Origin of the sequence: Sphingomonas sp. Sph1(2015), assembly GCF_001970915.1 — a bacterium.
GTDB lineage: Bacteria > Pseudomonadota > Alphaproteobacteria > Sphingomonadales > Sphingomonadaceae > Sphingomonas > Sphingomonas parapaucimobilis.
On sequence record NZ_MQUI01000029.1, the window covers coordinates 1 to 18654 of the forward strand.

15 protein-coding genes and 1 pseudogene are annotated in these 18654 nt (G+C 67.3%); 4 read left to right on the plus strand and 12 right to left on the minus strand.

Features of this window, described 5'->3' with window-relative positions; all coding sequences use genetic code 11:
* A partial coding sequence (locus tag BSZ14_RS12360) for a transposase (protein ID WP_198930508.1) occupies positions 1 to 249 on the minus strand: 249 nt, incomplete at its 3' end.
* 42 nt (positions 250 to 291) lie between these two features.
* Here BSZ14_RS12360 and tnpC point away from each other — a divergent pair.
* Positions 292 to 1882: pseudogene (tnpC, locus tag BSZ14_RS12365) on the plus strand (IS66 family transposase).
* A 276-nt stretch (positions 1883 to 2158) separates the two neighbouring features.
* Here tnpC and BSZ14_RS19680 read toward each other — a convergent pair.
* The 9 genes from BSZ14_RS19680 to BSZ14_RS12405 form a co-directional block, all read right to left on the minus strand.
* Entirely contained in the window at positions 2159 to 2494 is a 336-nt protein-coding gene (locus BSZ14_RS19680; protein WP_158069208.1) for a hypothetical protein, read from the minus strand.
* A gap of 95 nt (positions 2495 to 2589) precedes the next feature.
* Positions 2590 to 3621, minus strand: a complete 1032-nt coding sequence (locus tag BSZ14_RS12370) for a c-type cytochrome (protein WP_076711157.1) — start codon at positions 3619 to 3621, stop codon at positions 2590 to 2592.
* Positions 3618 to 4196 carry a cytochrome c oxidase assembly protein gene (locus BSZ14_RS12375; protein ID WP_076711158.1) on the minus strand — a complete coding sequence of 193 codons (579 nt, stop codon included), beginning with the start codon at positions 4194 to 4196 and terminating at the stop codon, positions 3618 to 3620. The genes BSZ14_RS12370 and BSZ14_RS12375 overlap by 4 nt, the downstream gene beginning before the upstream one ends.
* A complete protein-coding gene (locus tag BSZ14_RS12380) occupies positions 4193 to 4570 on the minus strand; it encodes a hypothetical protein (protein WP_076711162.1) in 378 nt (125 codons plus the stop codon). Before BSZ14_RS12380 ends, BSZ14_RS12375 begins: the two co-directional genes overlap by 4 nt.
* A complete protein-coding gene (gene ctaD, locus BSZ14_RS12385) occupies positions 4567 to 7077 on the minus strand; it encodes a cytochrome c oxidase subunit I (RefSeq protein WP_076711163.1) in 2511 nt (836 codons plus the stop codon). Before ctaD ends, BSZ14_RS12380 begins: the two co-directional genes overlap by 4 nt.
* Entirely contained in the window at positions 7074 to 8042 is a 969-nt protein-coding gene (gene coxB / locus BSZ14_RS12390) for a cytochrome c oxidase subunit II (RefSeq protein ID WP_076711164.1), read from the minus strand. Before coxB ends, ctaD begins: the two co-directional genes overlap by 4 nt.
* A gap of 67 nt (positions 8043 to 8109) precedes the next feature.
* The gene (locus tag BSZ14_RS12395; RefSeq protein WP_241823746.1) at positions 8110 to 8619 is read right to left on the minus strand and encodes a TspO/MBR family protein; all 510 of its coding nucleotides are present in this window, start codon (positions 8617 to 8619) and stop codon (positions 8110 to 8112) included.
* Between the two features lie 34 nt (positions 8620 to 8653).
* Positions 8654 to 10102, minus strand: coding sequence for a PepSY-associated TM helix domain-containing protein (locus tag BSZ14_RS12400; RefSeq protein ID WP_076711201.1), 1449 nt, complete (start codon positions 10100 to 10102; stop codon positions 8654 to 8656).
* An 87-nt stretch (positions 10103 to 10189) separates the two neighbouring features.
* Positions 10190 to 10666 (minus strand): hypothetical protein, encoded by a 477-nt coding sequence (locus BSZ14_RS12405; RefSeq protein WP_076711165.1) that lies wholly within the window; start codon positions 10664 to 10666, stop codon positions 10190 to 10192.
* A gap of 136 nt (positions 10667 to 10802) precedes the next feature.
* On the opposite strand from BSZ14_RS12405, the gene BSZ14_RS12410 reads away from it, so the two are divergent.
* The 3 genes from BSZ14_RS12410 to BSZ14_RS12420 all read left to right on the plus strand — a co-directional run bounded on the left by BSZ14_RS12410 (position 10803) and on the right by BSZ14_RS12420 (position 14988).
* Positions 10803 to 13475 (plus strand): PAS domain-containing protein, encoded by a 2673-nt coding sequence (locus BSZ14_RS12410; RefSeq protein ID WP_198930509.1) that lies wholly within the window; start codon positions 10803 to 10805, stop codon positions 13473 to 13475.
* A 93-nt stretch (positions 13476 to 13568) separates the two neighbouring features.
* Complete coding sequence (locus BSZ14_RS12415; RefSeq protein ID WP_083748245.1) at positions 13569 to 14246, plus strand: hypothetical protein; 678 nt, start codon at positions 13569 to 13571, stop codon at positions 14244 to 14246.
* 43 nt (positions 14247 to 14289) lie between these two features.
* Positions 14290 to 14988 (plus strand): HAD family hydrolase, encoded by a 699-nt coding sequence (locus tag BSZ14_RS12420; protein WP_042483657.1) that lies wholly within the window; start codon positions 14290 to 14292, stop codon positions 14986 to 14988.
* Between the two features lie 54 nt (positions 14989 to 15042).
* Here the strand turns inward: BSZ14_RS12420 and BSZ14_RS12425 are convergent, their stop codons facing one another.
* Both BSZ14_RS12425 and BSZ14_RS12430 read right to left on the minus strand, forming a co-directional pair.
* Entirely contained in the window at positions 15043 to 15993 is a 951-nt protein-coding gene (locus tag BSZ14_RS12425; protein WP_241823747.1) for a cell wall hydrolase, read from the minus strand.
* A gap of 82 nt (positions 15994 to 16075) precedes the next feature.
* A complete protein-coding gene (locus BSZ14_RS12430) occupies positions 16076 to 18508 on the minus strand; it encodes a TonB-dependent receptor (protein ID WP_076711173.1) in 2433 nt (810 codons plus the stop codon).
* Positions 18509 to 18654 lie beyond the last annotated feature (146 nt).

Genomic DNA, 18654 nt, shown 5'->3' on the forward strand with positions numbered 1-18654 from the left:
CGGCACGTCGATCGCCAGCTTGCCGGTATCGGTCGTTATCGTCTTCCGACCGTAGCCGTTGCGGGAGTTTCCGGCTCCGTCTTCCCCGGCCAGGTGATGATCCATCTCGGCATTCAGCGCGCGCTCGCTCAGCGCCTTCTTCAGCGCGTCCAGCAGGCCGCCCTGCGCCAGCGCGGCGCCGGCGTCACCGCCAGCCAGCAATTGATCCAGCAGCTCGTTCGGTATCGCAGGCTCTTTGCGTCGAGACATATCGGGGCTCCTTCCTTCCCGTTATGCCCGCCCACACACGAAATTCCTGACACTCCCCTCGCTTCCCCTGCTGATGTCACTGCGCGGATCGCCGCGCTGGAGGTCTCGCTCGCCCGGGCCAATGCCGCACTCGCTGCCCGCGACCAGCTCATCGATACCCTGCGCGGATAGATCGCCCGGCTGCGGCGGATGCAGTTCGGTGCCTCGTCCGAGAAGCTCGGCCGCGAGATCGAGCAGCTCGAACTGGCGCTGGAGAAACCGGAAACGGAGCACGATGCGCCTGCGCTCGAGGTGGCCGACAGCGGCGCGGCCGGTGCCCGTCCGCAGTCTGCCGGAACATCTGCCGCGCGAGGAGGTCCTCCACGAACCAGCTTCGGATGCCTGCACCTGCCCGGACTGCGGCGGTGCGTTGCGCCCGCTTGGGTCAGATGCGCACGAGATGCTCGACATCGTGCCGGTGCGCTGGCGGGCCGTGCGCAACGTTCGCCCCAAATACAGCTGCCGGTCCTGTGAAAAGATTGTTCAGGCGCCCGTGCCGGTGAGCGCCATCGCGCGGGGCAAGGCGACCTTCGCCACGCTGGCGCATGTCGTCGTCTCCAAGTTCAACCACCATCCGCCGCTCTACCGCCAGGCCGAGATGATGGCGGCGCAAGGGCTCGACATCGACCGCTCGACGCTGGCGGGCTGGACCGGACAGGCCGCGGTGCTCCTCGACCCCATCGTCAGCCGCATGCGCGACGAAGTCCTCAAGGCCGACAAGATCCACGCCGAGCCTGCCCCGGCGAAGGCCGGGGACACGCCCGCGCCGGTGCTCGACCCCGGTCGGGGCAAGACGGCAACCGGGCGGCTGTGGGTTTATGCCGTCGACGACCAGGCGTCCGGCAGCACGGCACCGCGTGCGACCTGGTATCGCTTCACGCCCGACCGTACTGCCGCACACCCGATGGCGCATCTCGCGGGGTTTCGCGGTTTTCTCCAGGCCGATGCCTATGCCGGTTATGACGGACTGTATCGTGGTGGCGCCACCGAGGTCGCGTGCTGGGCGCATTTCCGGCGCAAGGTCTTCGATCTGCACGAGCGGTCGTCCACGCCGCTGACCACCGACATCCTTGGGCGGATCGGCGCGCTCTATGCCGTCGAGGCCGAGGTGCGCGGCCAACCGCCCGACGTGCGATGCCGAAGCCGGCAGGAGAAAAGCCGGCCGCTGGTCGATGCCTTGCGCGAGGTGCTCAACGCCGCCCTGCGTCGTCTGTCGCCTGGGTCCGACATGGCGAACCATCGCCTATGGCACGAAGCGCTGGCCGGCGCTGTCGCGCTTCCTGGAGGACGGGCGTCTCGAGATCGACAACAACATCGCTGAGCGTGCGTTGCGCGGTGTGGCCGTCGGACGCCGCAACTGGTTGTTCGCCGGTTCTCGCGCAGGCGGCGAGCGCGCCGCGGCCATCTATACCGTCATCCAGACCCCGGCCTTCGCCGGGGCAGGCTCTGCAAGGCGAACGGCGTCGACCCGAAGGCCTATATCGCCGACGTTATCGCCAAAGTCGTAGGCGACCGGCCTGCCAGCCGCTGGGACGACATCATGCCCTGGAACTGGATGTCGCCGGCAGATCAGCCAACCGCGCAAGCCGCATAATCTGCAGTCCCCACGACGCGCTTACGCTGAGCGTGCCGCAAGCGGCGCATCTGAAAGCGGGGGAACAGCCATACGCCCTCCCTGGACCTTCGACTGCGTTCAGGCCGAACGGCGGCTTCAGGCAGCGCTACTCGTCACCCTGTTTTACCAAGCCTTCCCCGCCCTGGTTGTTCAAATGCAATCCTCGCACCCCAGAAGCAACGGGATGGACATGGCGATTACCATGTTCATCCCTCGGGGCGATCCATGACTCGATAGTGCCGGAGGCCGATCGCGTCACGCCTTCGGACCCTTCGCCATGTTCAGATGCGCCGTCACGGTCGGGATCAAATCGCTTGCGAAGTTCTTGAGCGCCGGGGCGTCACCGATCGACGCATACCCTTTCAGCGACGTCCATTGCTCCAGCATGGCCCGCGGCTGTGCGTTGGGCGTCGCATCCGGCGTCATTCCGGTGGACAGCGTCTTCAGCTGCGCTCTCGAACCGCTGCCGACGCGAGGCGGTGACCCGCTCGACGACCTCGGCGGATGTGACGTCCGATATCCGCCGGGCGCGCGCTGCATGACCTCGGCGCGACTGTACGGCGTCGTTCGGGGATTCCTGTCGATATTCACCCGGTCGGCGCTCGCACGCCGACGTGGCGCAACATCGGTGCTGCCCGGCCACTCCGGACGAACATCCGCCTGAAATCTCACCGCTGGAGCAAGGCTCAGCGTCCCCCATTCCCCGCCAGATAGCGGGCGATGGGGTCGATCATGTCCTTCGGGATGCGCCGTGCAATGACGGGCATCGTCGCGTGGCTCTTGCGCGCGTCGACGATATTCTTGTCGCCCTGCCAATGGCGCAGGCGCGCGGCGATATAGCTTGCCCGCTGTCCGGCGAGGACCGGATAGGGTTTGCCGGGCGTGTGACAGCTGACACAGGCGGGCAGCTGCTTGTCGGGCAGTCCGCGCTCGACGATCTGCGCCGCCGCCGCATCGCCCGCAGGTTGCGCACCCAGCCCCGGCATCGCGGCGAAGCGACGCGCGGCGGCCTCCATGTCGGCGGGCTCCATCCGCATCGCGACCTGCTGCATCACCGCACTCGACCGGGTGCCGTTGGCATAGCCCTTCAGCGCGGCGAGCAGATATTCGGGGCTTTGGCCGCCCAGGATCGGAATGTCGGGCGCGCCGCGACCCCGGCCGTCCTTGCCATGGCACCCGGTGCAATTGTCGGGGTCGACGGCGGGTGAGGCTTCGGCGACCAGCGCGCGATATTGGGCGGGCGTCATGCCCGGCAGGCGGCGGACGAACGCGACCATGCGACGCACCTCGTCCTGGCGGTCCTGCACGGCCCAGGCGGGCATGCCGGTATATTTTACGCCGTGCTGGAGGATCCAGAACAGCTGCTTGTCGGTCCATTCGCGCGCGTTGACCGACAGGTCGGGCGCGGGCGGGGTGGCGGCCTGCATGACCGGCGCAGGCTTCTGCCCGGGCGCGCCGTGACAGACGGCGCAGCTATTGGCGAAATGCCCGGCCGCGCTCACCAGCCCGCTGGCGTCGGCGGGGTCCTTGGGGGCGGTGAAGGCGGCATGGGTGCGCACCGAATTGCGCATCGCCCAGTGGAGGAACCAGTCGGTGATCGCCCAATGCCCGCTGGAGGCGGCGAGGTTGATCATGCCCGACCAGGCCACGCCCATGCCCAGCAGCGCCAGGCCGAGCAGAGCCGCCAGCGCCCGCTTCCAGGTGATGCGGATCGTCATGCGTGCGCTTCCTCTTTGGTCTGGAGCAGGCGCGCGAGCATCGCCAGCCCGCCGCACAGATAGGCGACGCCGCCGACCAGCAGCATCACGACGCCCGCCATCTGCTGATCCGCCAGCGCCCCCATGTCATGATGGCTGTAGAGCGGCCGCGGGGCGAGGCCGATCAGCGCGCCCAGCAGGGTCATATGCATCGAGGTGACGAGCAGGGCCGCGACCCCGGCGGCTCGGTGGCGCGGTGCGAGCACGGCGGCCCAGAGCAGCAGGCCGACCGCCAGGAAACTCATCTGTTCGGCGACCAGCCAGACCAGCCCATGGTCCGCCAGCCGCCGCAGCGCCGGGACATGCCAGCCCCAGACCACGACCGCCTCGACCATGGCGGCGGCCAGCGGGGTGGCGAGCCGGGGTAGACGAAGCGCCGGATCGAAACGTGTACCCTGAAGTCCCAGCGCGATCGGCGGCGCGGCGACCGCCACGGCGATCATGTGCGCGACCATATGCCCGGTCATGCCCCATGTGCTGAAGGCCCAGCCGACCGACAACAGAGCCAGCCCCAGCATCAACCAGCTGCGCTTCATCGGCAATCGCCCAGCATCAGGACGGGCATGGCGGTGAAGATGACCGCGACGAAGCTCAACCCCGCCAGCAGCATCGTCGAATAGGCCAGGAAGCGCAGCCGATCGATGTCGGTGCCCTCGTTATGCGGCGGCGGATCGCCCGGCGTGCGGGACTGCTGCCACGCGATGACGCCCGAGGCGACGATGACGACCAGCGCGACGACCGTTCCGATCGCGAAGGCGGTGGGGAACAGCGCCCATTTCCCGATCCGCTCGCACGAGATCGCGACCCAGAGATAGGAGAAGAGGAAATGCACCGCCCAGGTCGTCGGCGGCACGATCAGCGTCCAGAGGGTGACGCGCAGTCGGTGCGCGCCCTTCAGCCAGCGCTTCACAGCCCCGTCTCCGGAAACAGGCCGATGGTCAGATAGGTGACGATCGCGGTCAGCGCGAAGAAATGCATATAGACGGTGATGTTGCGAATATCCGCGTCATGGAACGGCGTCATCTTGCCTGCGATGCTGCGCGCCAGCGTATAAAGCTGCATGATCGTCGCGATGACGGCATGGACGACGGTCCAGACGACCAGCACCCAGACGATGGCCGGATAGACATTGGCCTCCGGGTCCAGACCGTCCAGGCACCTTGTTCCGGCGAACAGGCTGGCGATGGCCGCGACGGCCCCCGCGACCAGCAGCCCGCGCGCGGCATTGACCGAACCCCGGTGATGCACCTCGCGCGCGATCAGCGTGGCGGCCCAGCTGGCCAGTGAAAGGCCCAGCGCGACCAGCGGTCCCGCGCTGCCCGGCCCGTCAAAGCCTGCGCCGAAATCGGGATGGATGGTCCAGTAGAAATAATAGCCGAAGACCAGCCCCGAAAAGGCGGTGGCATCGGCCATCATCGTGATGAACATCGCCCACCAGCCGGGCGCGGCCGGGCCGGAGATATAGAGCGGCAGGCGCATGCCGTGCCCGATCGGCTTTTCGGGCTTTTCCGGAATCTCGGCGGTGTCCCACAGCCACCACAGGATGCAGCCGAGCGTCACCACACCGCCCAGCGCCGCGATCAGGTAGAGGTGATAGGTGGTCAGGATGAACACGCTGCCCAGCGCGACGGCGGTCAGCATCGGCTTGACGCTGGGGGTGCCCAGCCGGATCACCGAGACGGGTTTTGCGTCGAGAACAGAGGTGATGATCGTCTCGCGGCGGCCTTCCTCGGCATCGGGCAGGAAGAAGCGGCCTTCATCGACCTTGGCGACGAAATTCTTCTGGTCCCAGATCGGATAGCGGCTCTCGACCAGCGGCACCGATCGGATGCCCCAATCCTCGTCATCCGGATGCGCCAGCCATTCCAGCGTGCCCGCATTCCACGGGTTGCGCGGCGACTTGGCGCGCGTCGGCGACAGCGCCAGGTCGACGACCAGTACCAATACACCCGCCGCGAACATGTACGAACCGGCGGTGGAGGCAAGGTTCAACCAGCCGATGCCGAGTTCTTCCGGGTAGGTGAAGACGCGGCGCGGCATCCCCTCCAGTCCCGACAGATGCATCGGGAAGAAGGTCAGGTTGATGCCGACGAACATGATCCAGAAGGCGATGCGCCCCAGCCGGTCGGACAGCTTCTTGCCGGTGATCAGCGGCCAGTAATAATAAAGCCCGCCGAACAGCGGCAGCAGCGTGCCGCCGATCAACACGTAATGGAGATGCGCGACGATGAAATAGGTGTCGTGCGCCTGCCAGTCGAAGGGCGCGACCGCGACCATCACCCCGGTCAGCCCACCGATGACGAACACCGCGAGGCTGCCCGACGCATAGAGCAAAGGCGTCGACCATTTCACCTTGCCCGCCCAGAGCGTGGCGATGAAGGCGAAGATCTGCACGCCCGTCGGGATCGCGACGGCCTCCGAGGCGGCGGAGAAGAAGGCCAGGCTGATCTTGGGCAGGCCGGTCGCGAACATGTGGTGGACCCACAGGCCGAACGACAGGAAGGCGGTGCCGACGGCGGCCAGCACGATCCACGGATAGCCGAGCAGATGCCTTTGCGCGAAGGTCGGGATCATCATCGCGAATAGCGCGATGGAGGGCAGGAAGACGATATAGACTTCCGGGTGGCCGAAGATCCAGAACAGGTGCTGCCACAGCAGCGGATCGCCGCCACGCGCGGCATCGAAGAAGGGCCAGTTGAGCAGCCGCTCCATCTCGAACAACAGGTCGCCCGCGATCAGCGGCGGGAAGGCGAACAGGATCATCACCGCCACAACCAGGATATACCAGGCGTAAAGCGGCATCAGGTTCAGCCGCATCCCCGGCGGACGGCATTTCAGCACGCCGACGATCAGCTCGACGGCGGCGGCGACCGACGACACCTCGATGAAGGACAGGCCCAGCATCCAGATATCGGCGCCCAGCCCTGACAGGTCGGTGCGGGTGGTCAGCGGCGGATACATGAACCAGCCGCCATCGGGCGCGGCGTTGAAGAAGATAGAGCCGCCGACGAACACGCCGCCGATCAGGAAACTCCAGTAGCCGAATGCCGACAGGCGGGGAAAGGGCAGGTCGCGCGCGCCCAGCAGCTGGGGCAGCAGGATGATCGACACCGCCTCGAACATCGGGACGGCGAACAGGAACATCATCATCGAGCCGTGCAACGTGAACAGCTGGTTGAAGGTGTTCGCCGAGACGAGGTCGTTGTCCGGCACCGCCAGCTGGGTACGCATGATGAGTGCGAGCACGCCCGCGAACAGCATGAAGCCGAACGCGGTCAGCGTGTACCAGACGCCGACCCGGTTGTTGTTGGTGTCGGTCCAGCGCAGGAACAGGCCGCTGGGTGGTTTCCACACCGCGCGCAGCCGGTCCTCCTGGGCGGCGCGAAGCTGGGGATCGTCCTGCGCGTGGAGGCTCATTTCAGGCCCTGAAGATAGCGGGCGAGGGCAATCGCCTCGTCATCCGACAATTGGGGGAAGGACGGCATCCGCACGCCGGGCTTGGTCTTTTCGGGGTGGCGGATGAAGGCGGCGACGTTCGCTTCCGTCATTGGCAGGATGCCCGCCGCCAGGGTCCGGCGCGATCCGAAATGGGTCAGGTCGGGACCGATCCTGCTGGGCGCGTTGACGCCCGCAATGCCGTGGCAGCCGCCGCATCCGTTTTCGGCGAACAGGCGCGCCCCGGCGGCGTCGCCCGGCCGGGCGGGGCGGGCCTGTTCGGCCAGCCACGCGTCGAAGGCGGCGGGCGGCATGGCGATGACGTCGAACGCCATCAGCGCATGGGACAGTCCGCAAAACTCGGCGCACTGCCCGCGATAGCGGCCGGGCTTGTCGGCGCGCACGACCAAGCTGTTGATGCGGCCGGGGATCATGTCCATCTTGCCCGCCAGCCCCGGTATCCAGAAGCTGTGGACCACATCGCCGCCGCTCAGGCGAAAGGCGACGGTGCGGCCGGTCGGGATGCGGATCTCATTGGCGCTCAGCACCGGCGGACGGCCCGGCGGCGCATAGGCGACGCGCCACCAGAATTGCTCGCCATCCACCGCGATGGTCAGGTCGGCGGGCGAGGCCGGGCGAGGGCGCATATAGGGCAGCGAATAGGCGAGAAGGCCGAGCAGCACGACGGTCGGGATGATCCCGCCCAGCCACAGGACGATCCGCATCCCCTTGCGATGGTCGATCGATCCTTCGGGCGCACGGACGGCATGGCGCATCAGCAGCGCGACGCCGCCTGCGATCACCACCGCGCCGACCAGCATGATGATGAAAAGATGCCGAATATCGGCCGCATCCGCGCCGAACGGCGCCAGCGTGGATTGATGCGTGTTGCATCCCGCCAGCAAACCGGCCGTTACGATCGAAATGGCGCTTATCTTCCCCCGCATCGCCCCCGAACGTTTCGATGGCGAATTAGTTCATGTTAATTTCATCTGGAGTTCATGTTGGGAGGTGTCAGTCGGCGTTACGGCGCCACACTTCCCCCGCCAGCAGGGTCGCAAAGCCCAGCCATGCCGCCAGCGGCATGACGCTGACCGAGGCCGGGCGGTCGACTTTCCAGGCGGTGGCGGCCAGCGCGGCGGTGCCGGCCGCCATGGCTCCGGCGGCGGCGGTGCTGGCCCCGGTGCGGCGTTCGCGGAAGAACAGCTCGGTCCAGCCGCCGATCATCGCGCTGTTGCCCAGCCACAGCGCCACCGAGGCATTGCGGGCGGGGGAGGCGGGCTGGCGCAGCAGGCGATAACCGCCGACCGCCGCCAGCGTCTCCAGCACGGGCCAGACCGCGCCGAAGACCTGGTCGGGCGGGGTGAAACCGGGCTTGTCGAGGTGGCGATACCAGCGGCGGATGCGCGGGTGCGACGGATCGGGGGCGTTGCGCCGCCCGATCAGCGCGCTCAGCCCCAGCACGCCCGCCGCGATGCCACCCGCCGCCAGCGGCGATAATCCCTTGTTCTTCATGGCCGTCATCCTTTCCGAATGTCGGGTGGATAACGGCCTTCGCTCAACCCTGTTCAATCGCGATGCGATGGCGGCCCCACAGCAGGGCTCGGTCCAGCAGGCCGATGACGATCAGCGACAGACCGAACAGCGGCAATGCGATCGCCGCCGCCACCAGCGACAGAAGCAGCCCGCCGACCCGTGCCCCGGACAGCGCAGGCGGTGCGCCGATCCGTCCGGCGGGGCGGCGCTTCCACCACATGGCGACGCCACTGATCGTCAGGACCCAGATGGCGATGCAGGGGATCAGCATCAGCAACTGGTTCGCACGGCCGAAATAATTGCCCATGTGAAGCTGGACGCCCGATTCCACCGCGCGACCGATAATGCCATATTCGGCATAACGCACCTCCGGTCCGATCGGCCGGAAGTTGTAGCGGTCGATATACAGCGTCTTCTGCCCCGCCGGTCGTTCGGGATAGGTGAAGACGGTATAGACCCCGTTCGCGCCCTTGGGCAGGAACAGGCGGTAGCTGCCCGACCAGCCATGCGCGCTCAGGATGGCGGCCACCCGGTCGGTGCCGCGAATGACCGCCGGGTCGCGGGTCATGCCGGGCGTCTCGGGGCCGTGATCGGCATGCTCGCCGTCCATGGCGGGCATGGCGGCGTGCGGCCTTCTGGATTGGGGAAGGGGCGCATCCTCCAGCGTCCAGGGCGCATCGCCCAGCGCGGCCTTCATCGGCACGCTATGGGGTATGTTGTACTGGCGGAAGGAAGGGGGATAGCCGACGCCCAGGGCTGCTCCGACCCGGTGGATCAACGGCCCGCTGACCCCCGCCCAGGGCAGGCCGGTGACGATCAGGAAACCGATCAGCACCACGGTCCACACCCCGACCGGGCCATGCAGGTCTCTCCAGAAGCGCCGTCCCCGCCCGCTCCTTCGCGGCCAGAGCGTCCCCGCCGCCGTGAACCGCCCGGGCGGCCACCACAGGATGACGCCGGTGACGAGCAGGACCAGCGCCCAGCTGACGGCCAGCTCGACCAGCCGTTCGCCGAACACGCCCATCAGTATCGAACGGTGCATGGCATCCGCCCAGCCGACCAGCGTGCGGTCATAGACGACGCTGCCCAGAACCCGGCCCGTGCCGGGATCGACCGCGACGCGGCGCGGCGGCCCCCCGGTCGGCTGGACGAAGACCACCGCCGAGCGGTTGGCGGTGTCGGGCATGTCGACCCGTGACGCGCTGCCCGGATAGGCGGTGAGTGCGGCCTCGATCATCCGCGACATCGGCACGTTCGTGTCGTGCGGTGCGACGAAGCGAAGCTCTGGATAGATGGCATCGTTCAACTCGTCGTTGAACAGGTAGAGCGCGCCGGTCAGGCTGAGCATGAGCAGGATCGGCGCGACGAGCAGCCCGGCCCAGAAATGCCAGCGCCAGATGGTTCGGTGAAAGGCGGCGGAGGCGTTTGGCCGGACAGGGGCTCGTCCGGCACCGATAGGATAAAGCGGCATGAAAATGCTTTCGACCAACCCCCGCCGGGGCGGGGGCAGCATCATGGAAACGTCGCCAGCCAAGGGCAGGACGTCGGATGAGACGGGTCAGGAAAGCGCGGGAGGTCCCCGCAAGGGCGGCCGCAGATGGGGCGCGGCGACGGAGCGGGGCAGGACCGGCATGGCCGACCCGATCGCCATGACGAAGGCGACGAGCAGGGCGAGCTGGATCGGATCGGTCGCCGCCAGACCGGGGGCCGACAGTCCGCCAAAGGCGCAGGGTATGTCGCGGCCATGATCCGGGTCCGAATGCCCGGAACCGTGGCCGCTCCTGTCATGGCTCATGGTGGCATGGTCCATCGCCATGGCCCCGCCATGCGCCACCGGGACCGGGTCGGGGGCTGGCGCGCTGCCCGGGCACAGGATGACCCTCGCCCGACCATCGACCTGCCCGATCATATAGCCCGCCGGGATCATCAGCTTGAGCAACAGCGCGGCCGCGCAGATCAGCACGGCCAGATGGCGTTGCGCGAACAGGCTGCGGATCGCCGTCACGAGAATGGGGTAATCGAGCGGACCGCCCATGTCACTCGGACAGATCAACCCAGGGGCAAAATGGCCGGCCCGGCGCCCCGGGCGACCTTGAAGCCGGAACTCAGGGGGGCAACATGCAGGTCGGCTTGCCCCTCTTTCCGTCTCTTGCGAGGGAGGAACAAGGCGAATGTCGATCCGCCATGACGTCTTGCCCCGTCCATTCTCAACGCTGGCGCTGGACCGCACTCTGTTGCAGGGTTGCACGATGGTACACTCTCCCGCCTTTGCTTTTCTCAACGGCGTATCGGGCCGTATCGTCGATGAGATGATCGCCTTCGACTGGACGACGACCAGCCTCGGGGCGCCCGACACATGGCCCGCCGCGCTGAAGGCGCAGATCGCGACGATGATCGCGTGCCCGGTGCCCATGTATCTGGTCTGGGGGCCGGATCTCGTGTCCTTCTATAACGACGCCTATCGCCCGATGCTGGGCTATCGCGCGGCGACCGCGATGGGTATGCCCTTTCGTATCCTGTGGGGCAGCATCTGGGACGATATCGCGCCCCTCGTCGAGGTCGCGCTGTCGGGCAAGGTCGCGCAGGTCACCGACATGCGACTCGACCTGGCGCGCCAGGGCAAGCCCGAAGAGGCCTATTGGTCCTTTTCCTATTCGCCGGTCTTTGACGATCGGGGGCAGATCGCCGGTATGATCTGCGTCACCGGCGAGACGACCGCGCGGGTCTTGGCCGAGCGGCACCAGCGGGAAGCGGACGAGCGGCTGGAACTGGCCCTCGGCTCGGGCGCGCATGTCGGCATGTGGGACTGGGACGTGACGAACGATTCGATCCGTTCGGACCCGCGCTTTGCGACCATATACGGGGTCGATCCCGCGGCGGCCGAGAAGGGCTTGCCGATCGCCGAGTTCTTCCGGGGCATCCACCCCGATGACCGAGAGCGCGTGAAACGCGAAGTGGCGGAGGCGATGACCGGACTGGGGGAGGGCACAGGCGATGCCGCAGGCCGCTTCGCCTCCGAATATCGATTGGTCCAGGCCGATGGCACCATTCACTGGGTGTCGGCGCGGGGCCGCTGCATCGCCGACGAGCATGGGCGTTGCGTGCGTTTTCCGGGCGTCAGCTTCGACATCACCGACCGCGTCCGCGCCGAACAGCAACTGCGCGAGAGCGAGGCACGCGCCCGGCTGAATGCCGAGCGGGTGCAGCTGGCCCAGGAGGCCGGGGCGATCATCGGCACCTGGTTCTGGGATCTGGTGACCAATCGCTTCACCTGCGACGAGCCGTTCGCGCGCCATTTCGGACTTGACCCCGCACGGGGGCATGAAGGGGTGGAGCTGGAGCAGGTGGCCGATCTGGTCCATCCCGACGACCGTGCCGGTCTGTCGGAGGCGGTGCAGGAGGCGATTGCGCGGGGCGGTCCCTATGCGCACCAATATCGCGTTCGGCGCCATGACGGCCATTACCATTGGCTGGAAGCCATTGGTCGGGTCGATCACTCGGCCGACGGGACGCCGATCCAGTTTCCCGGCGTCCTGATCGATGTCGGCGTGCGCCGCGCGCTGGAGGTCGAGCGCGACACCGCCATCGCCGAACTCCGCGCGCTGACCGACCAGCTGGAACAGCGTGTCGCCGACCGTACCGCCGAACTGATGCGCGCCGAGGAGGCGCTGCGCCAGAGCCAGAAGATGGAGGCGGTAGGCCAGCTGACCGGTGGCCTGGCGCATGACTTCAACAATCTGCTCGCCGGGATTTCGGGTTCGCTGGAACTGATGGCACTGCGGCTGGCGCAGGGGCGGGTGAGCGACGTCGACCGCTATATGGATGCGGCGCAGGGTGCGACGCGGCGTGCGGCGGCGCTGACCCACCGGCTGCTCGCCTTTTCCCGGCGGCAGACGCTGGCCCCCAAGCCGACCGATATCGCCGCGCTGGTCGCCGGGATGACCGACCTGATCCGCCGCACCGTCGGGCCGGGTATCACGGTGGAGACGCAAGGCGCGGACGACCTGTGGACCGTGCTGGTCGACGCGCCGCAGCTGGAGAATGCGCTGCTGAACCTGTGCATCAACGCCCGCGACGCGATGCCGGACGGCGGGCGGATCGCGATCGAGATGGTCAATCGCCGCCTGGACCGCGACAATGCCCGCTTCGCCGACATACCGGACGGCGAATATCTGGCGCTGTGCGTCACCGATACCGGCACGGGCATGACGCCGGAGGTGATCGAAAAGGCGTTCGACCCCTTCTTCACCACCAAGCCGCTGGGGCAGGGGACCGGGCTGGGGCTGAGCATGATCTATGGCTTTGCGCAGCAGTCCGGCGGGCAGGTACGTATCCGTTCGGCGCCCGGCGAGGGGACGACGGTGTTCCTGTATCTGCCCCGTCATCACGGCCCCGCCGAGTTGGAAGGTGACAATGCCGTCAGTGCCCCGGCCAACGCATCGGGGGCGGGCGAAACCGTGCTGGTCGTCGATGACGAGGCGACCGTGCGGATGATGGTCGCCGATGTGCTGCGCGACATGGGATATCGGGTGATCGAGGCGGCGGACAGCGTCGAAGGGATGGCCGTGCTGCGATCGCCCGAGCGTATCGACCTGCTCGTCACCGATGTCGGCCTGCCCGGCGGCATGAACGGGCGACAACTGGCCGAGGCGGCACGGGAGTTGCGACATGAATTGAATGTCATGTTCGTCACGGGCTATGCCGAGAATGCGGTGCTGAACAGCGGGCATCTGTCGCCGGGTATGCAATTGCTGACCAAGCCCTTCACGGTGGATGCGCTGGTCATGGGGATTCAGGCGGCAATGGGCGCGGGGGCGCGGCGGTACGAACCCCACGCGTCCTGATCCGTTCGGCGGCCATGGCCCCCGGCACCGCGGTTCTGCGTAATGCTTGGGAGTTTCACGATGTTCATGACCGGCCGCCTGGCTTTCTCGACAATGGCCCTTATGCTCTTCGGCGTTCCGGCCGCCGCCCAGACCGGCCCCGACATCCCGGAGCCGATGGTGTTCGACATGATCCGTCCGCTGACCGCGAGGGCGGGCGAGATCGAGGTCAACACGCTGGCCCAGCGCGACCTGACCGGCCCGCGCCGTGAACTGGAATGGGCGCCGGAGGTCGAACTGGCGGTGGCGGACGGCTTCGCGGTCGAGCTGGAACTGCCGCTCGTCAATTCGCGCGTCGTCCAGTACAAGATGGGGCTTCAGAAGCGGCTGGGCACCTTTCGGGGCGGGCGCAGCGTTCACGGCGTCCAGTATCTGGGGCTGCACGACCGCGAGGAAGGCGGCTGGACCTCGACCCTGTTATGGCTGCTCGGCAATCGTTTCGGCGAGCGGTGGAGCACCATGACGATGCTGGGCGTCGGCGACGTGACCCTGCGCGAGGGCAACGAGACCGGGACGATCATCAACCATTCGACCTTCTACGACGTAAATCCGGATACGGTGCTGGGCCTGGAACTGAACCGGCAAAATGGGCAGGGTGCCTATTGGCTGCTGATGCCGCAGGTCCACCGCGCGATCGGCAAGCTGGGGGTGCAGGGCGGCGTCGGCGCGGAAAAGGCACGCGGCGAGCGGTTCCGACCGCGTTTGGGCTTGCGCCTGATCCGCGAGCTGTGATGGAAACGCGACCAAGGACGTCGGGCCATATGGGAGACACTCGATGACGATCGCGCTGATCTGCCTCGATGCGGACGATACGCTCTGGCACAATATGCGGCACTTCGCGGCGACCGAGGAAGCGCTGGTCGGCCTGCTCGCCCCCTTTGCCGAGGCACGGGTGGCCCGCGCCACGCTGGAGGCGTGCGAGGCGCGCAACCTCCGGCTCTATGGCTATGGGGCCAAAGGCTTCACCCTGTCGATGATCGAGACGGCGGTGGAACTGGCGGGGCCGGCCCTGCCCACCGACCTGATCGCACGGGTGCTGGAGGCGGGGCGGCAATTGCTGGCGCATCCGGTCGAACTGCTCGACGGCATTGCCGACACGATCGAGGCGTTGCGCGAGCGGGGAAAGCTGGTGCTGGTGACGAAGGGCGACCTGCTGCATCAGGAGGCGAAGCTGGCGGCATCCGGGCTGGGTTCGCATTTCGATGACGTGGCGATCGTCAGCGACAAGACGCCCGATACTTTCCGGGGCATCTTCGCCCGCCACGGCGTCGCGCCGGAGCAGGGAGTGATGGCGGGGGACTCGATGCGCTCCGACGTGCTGCCCGCACTCAAGGCAGGGGCCTGGGCCGCCTATATCCCGCAACCGCTGGCGTGGAGCCATGAGGCGGGCGAAACGCCGGTCGACCATCCCCGCTTCCGCCAGTTGGAGCGACTGGGCGACCTGCCCGAGTGGATCGATATGATCGACCAGTAAAATCCCGCACAGATGCGTACCCCCGCCTGCGCGGGGGTACGGCGCGGCGCGCGATCAGCCCGGATCGCTTTCCTCGCCCACCACTACGCCGGACACCGTTTCCCCGCCGCCATGGGCAAAGCCGTTGCGGTGGATGCGCACGCCCGCCGTCGATACCGGCGTTGGTTTCGCATCGGGAGTTCCGGCCCCGGCTCCGATCGTCGCCTCGGCCCGCTTCTCGCCGCGATGGATGGTCACGCCGTACATCGCCTCGGCCATCGGCGCGGCGGCGGGGTTCGGGACAGCGGCGGGGACGGGGATGTTCGGCTCCACCCCCGCATAATCCTGGCGGAAGGACAGGTCGCGCTCCAGTGCCCCGCGCCAGCGATAGAAGATATGCGTGCCGACCGAGCCGATCCGGCTGAGGCTGGAGGCCCACCAGGGCAGCACGTAATTCGCATGGTAGAAGGTTGCCGCCCCCACCGGTGCATAGACCAGCCCGGCCAGCGCGGCCTGCGCCACGGCGGCGGCGCGGGTCCAGGCGGCGGGGTCGCGGGGCAGCAGCATCGATCCGTCGCAAGTGAAGCTGAACTGGCAGCCGGTCGACCGTTCCGACCCCTGATAGACGACGCCGCAAATGCTCTTGGGGAAGGCCCGGTCGCGGACGCGGTTCAGCACGACCTGCGCCACCGCGCGCTGTCCCTCGACCGGCTCGGAGCGGGCCTCGTAATAGATGGCGGCGGTCAGGCACTCGGCGGCGCGGGCCGCGTCGGTCGCGGTCCGGGCGATGCCGCTGAAGGCAGGAGCGGCGGCCATTTCGATGGGGGTATTGCCGCTGATCGCCTCGGGCAGGTCGGTGTCGGGCACATCGAGGGCAAGCTGGCGGAGCAGGGTCCGCGCGGTCGGCGGCGGCACGTCCAGCGTCAGATGCGCCGAACGTTCGCGGACGGGCGTGCAGGAGGTGGCAACCCCAAGGCCCGCCACCAACATCAACCAGCGCAGCACGATATCCGCTTCCCAACCCATGGCCCCATGCGCCGCTGTAGCGGCCAGGGGTTAGGAAGCAGTTAAGTGTACGTCATCCTCCCCTGCACGGTGAGGATATTCATCAAAAACGCGCACCCAGCTCCACGCCGTAGAAGCGCGGTTCGCCTGCGATATAAGTCGGGGTGCCGAAGGTGCCGCCGGTATTGCCCGCATCGATCAGATAGCGCTTGTTCGTCAGGTTGCGCGCGAAACCGCCGACATGGAAACGGCCCTGGTCGCCGAACTCGACGCCTGCGCGCAGATTGACCAGCGTATAGCCGCCCTGCGAGATCGCCTCGCTGTTCGGCAGCTCGAAATACACTTTCGAGCGATAGGTGGCGCTGGGCGTCGCATAGAAGGTCGCCGAGGTGCCCAGCGGGATGCGCACGTTCGCGCCGCCCGACGCGGTGGTGTCGGGCTGGAGGCGGAAGCGGTTGCCCGCAAAGACGCCGTTCGACGGATCATCGCCGATGCCGCCATCGATATAGGCGAAGGTGCCGAACAGGCTGAGCCAGCGATGCACCGCGACATTGGCCTCCAGCTCGACACCCAGATTGTTGGCCGACCCGGCGCTGCGCGTCACGGCCAGGCCGTTCTCGAACACCGAGACCTGGAAACCCTTGTACCGCTGGTAGAAGACGGAGGCCGCGCCCGAGAAGGGGCCGACCCGCCCCTTGATACCGCCCTCGTAATTCCAGACATTTTCCGCCGGAATGATCTGAAGCCGGGGGATCGCGCCCGAATTGGCGACGCTCAGCGGCACGATACGCTGGGCGTCGAGCTGCACCACCGGCGAGCGGCGACCCTTGCTGACCGTCGCATAGAGGTTCACGTCGTCGCTCAGCCGATAGAGCGCGTTGAAACGCGGCAGGATGGCGGCATAGCTGCGCTGCGCCTCGAACAACTGGCCCTTGGTATTGGCTGCGCCGAGCAGGCTGGTGAAAACGCCCGCACCCGCGAGCAGGCGGCTGTCGGGCATGACGTTGCTATAGCCCGACTTGCGATCCTCGATCAGGACGCGGGCACCGGCGGTCAGCTCCAGCGCGGGGGTCGGCAGCCAGGTCGCGTCAGCGAACACCGAATAGGTATTGTTGCGCCCGTAATTGGCGAAGCTGGCGCTGTAGGGCAGCACCATCGCCGCGCCGCGCGACAGGAGCGCGGTGGCGCGGGTCGCCGGGATGCTGCCGTTGGCGGCGACGCAGGCGGTGCCGGTCGGCAGCCCCGCGCCGTTCAGAAGCTGGCGGACGGGAGCGAAGAGCGGGGTGACGGAACAGGCGAGATAGGTGCCTTCCTCCGTCGAGAAGGGCACGCGCTGCTGGCCGTTCTCGAAAAAGGCGTTCCAGCCGAACGAGGCGCGGTAATGCGTGCCGTCGAAGGCGAAGCGGCTTTCATGGCTCCACTGGTCACCCTTGGCATCCTCACCAAACTCCAGATACCAGGCCGGGCCGCCATCGGCGTCGAAGATTTCGAGTGCGTCGAACCGGCGATAGCCGTTGACCGTGGTGAAGGTAATGCCCGGCGCGACATCGACCGCGACCGTCAGGTTCGCGTCATAGACGTTGCGGGTCAGCCCCAGCTTGCGCTTGCCCAGCACCTCGGCCGAGAGGGGCGAGCCGGACAGTTCGGCATAGCCGTAATCGCCGGTCTGGCCGCCGGTGGGGGCGAAGACGCGGCTCTTGAAGGCGGTGCCGGGATTGCGCTGTCCGTCATAGGTCAGCACCAGATCGGCGGTGAGCGACGGGTTGGGCGTCCAGCGCAGCGACCCGCGAACGCCCCGCTGGTCCTGACCGTTGAGGTCGTCCTGGTCGATACGGCCCTGATTCTGGTTCGCGACCTTGGGATCGCCCGCGATGTTGCGGACATAGCCGTCGCGATATTTATACGCGAAGGCGATCCGTCCGGCGAGCGTGTCGTTGCCCGCGTTCAGATAGCCCGACACCTGGGCGCGGTCGAAATTGCCATAGGAGGCCAGGATGCCGCCCTCGGTCCCGGCCCGCGGTTTGGCGGAGATGATGCTGATCGCGCCAACGGCGGCGGCGGTGCCGAACAGGGTCGCCTGCGGCCCCTTCACCACCTCGATCCGCTCGATATCGTACAGGTCCTGATAGGCGCCGCGCGTCCGGCTGATGTCCACGCCGTTATAATAGAGCGTGACGCGCGCACCCTGCTGCGCCGAGCCGGAGTCCGAGGTGATGCCCCGGATCACGAAGCCGGGATTGTTCGCGCTCTGCTCCTGGATCTGGAGGCCGGGAATATATTGCGCGACCTCGGAGAGCGAGTTGACGCCCAGATCGGCCATGCGGGCGCCGGTGACGGCGGTGACGGTGACGGGCACGTCCTCGATCCGTTGCTCGCGCTTCTGCGCGGTGACGATCACATCGGGATTGTCATCCGCGTCTCGCGCGTCCTGCTGCGGCTGGACCATCGCCTGTGCCGTCGCCGCCTGGATGAAGGCGGCCTGAGACAGGCCTGCCAGCAGCACAGCCGCGCTGATGCGGCCGATCGTCGAATTCATGTTTGCCCCCCGGATATACCCCGTTTCGGCGCGCTTAAGGGCAAGGGATTACCAGCCGGTGTCCACGGCATGTCATTTCGATGACAAGCGATGTTGTCGTCGAACCGTCACGGCTCCGCCATCGGACTGTCGCGCGCCGCGCCTAG

Coding starts and splice junctions, on each gene's coding strand:
- BSZ14_RS12370 (WP_076711157.1), bottom strand. CDS start 3,621: ATGACGATCCGCATCACCTGGAAGCGGGCGCTGGCGGCTCTGCTCGGC.
- BSZ14_RS12375 (WP_076711158.1), bottom strand. CDS start 4,196: ATGAAGCGCAGCTGGTTGATGCTGGGGCTGGCTCTGTTGTCGGTCGGC.
- ctaD (WP_076711163.1), bottom strand. CDS start 7,077: ATGAGCCTCCACGCGCAGGACGATCCCCAGCTTCGCGCCGCCCAGGAG.
- coxB (WP_076711164.1), bottom strand. CDS start 8,042: ATGCGGGGGAAGATAAGCGCCATTTCGATCGTAACGGCCGGTTTGCTG.
- BSZ14_RS12395 (WP_241823746.1), bottom strand. CDS start 8,619: ATGACGGCCATGAAGAACAAGGGATTATCGCCGCTGGCGGCGGGTGGC.
- BSZ14_RS12400 (WP_076711201.1), bottom strand. CDS start 10,102: ATGCCGCTTTATCCTATCGGTGCCGGACGAGCCCCTGTCCGGCCAAAC.
- BSZ14_RS12405 (WP_076711165.1), bottom strand. CDS start 10,666: ATGGGCGGTCCGCTCGATTACCCCATTCTCGTGACGGCGATCCGCAGC.
- BSZ14_RS12410 (WP_198930509.1), top strand. CDS start 10,803: ATGTCGATCCGCCATGACGTCTTGCCCCGTCCATTCTCAACGCTGGCG.
- BSZ14_RS12415 (WP_083748245.1), top strand. CDS start 13,569: ATGGCCCTTATGCTCTTCGGCGTTCCGGCCGCCGCCCAGACCGGCCCC.
- BSZ14_RS12420 (WP_042483657.1), top strand. CDS start 14,290: ATGACGATCGCGCTGATCTGCCTCGATGCGGACGATACGCTCTGGCAC.
- BSZ14_RS12425 (WP_241823747.1), bottom strand. CDS start 15,993: ATGGGTTGGGAAGCGGATATCGTGCTGCGCTGGTTGATGTTGGTGGCG.
- BSZ14_RS12430 (WP_076711173.1), bottom strand. CDS start 18,508: ATGAATTCGACGATCGGCCGCATCAGCGCGGCTGTGCTGCTGGCAGGC.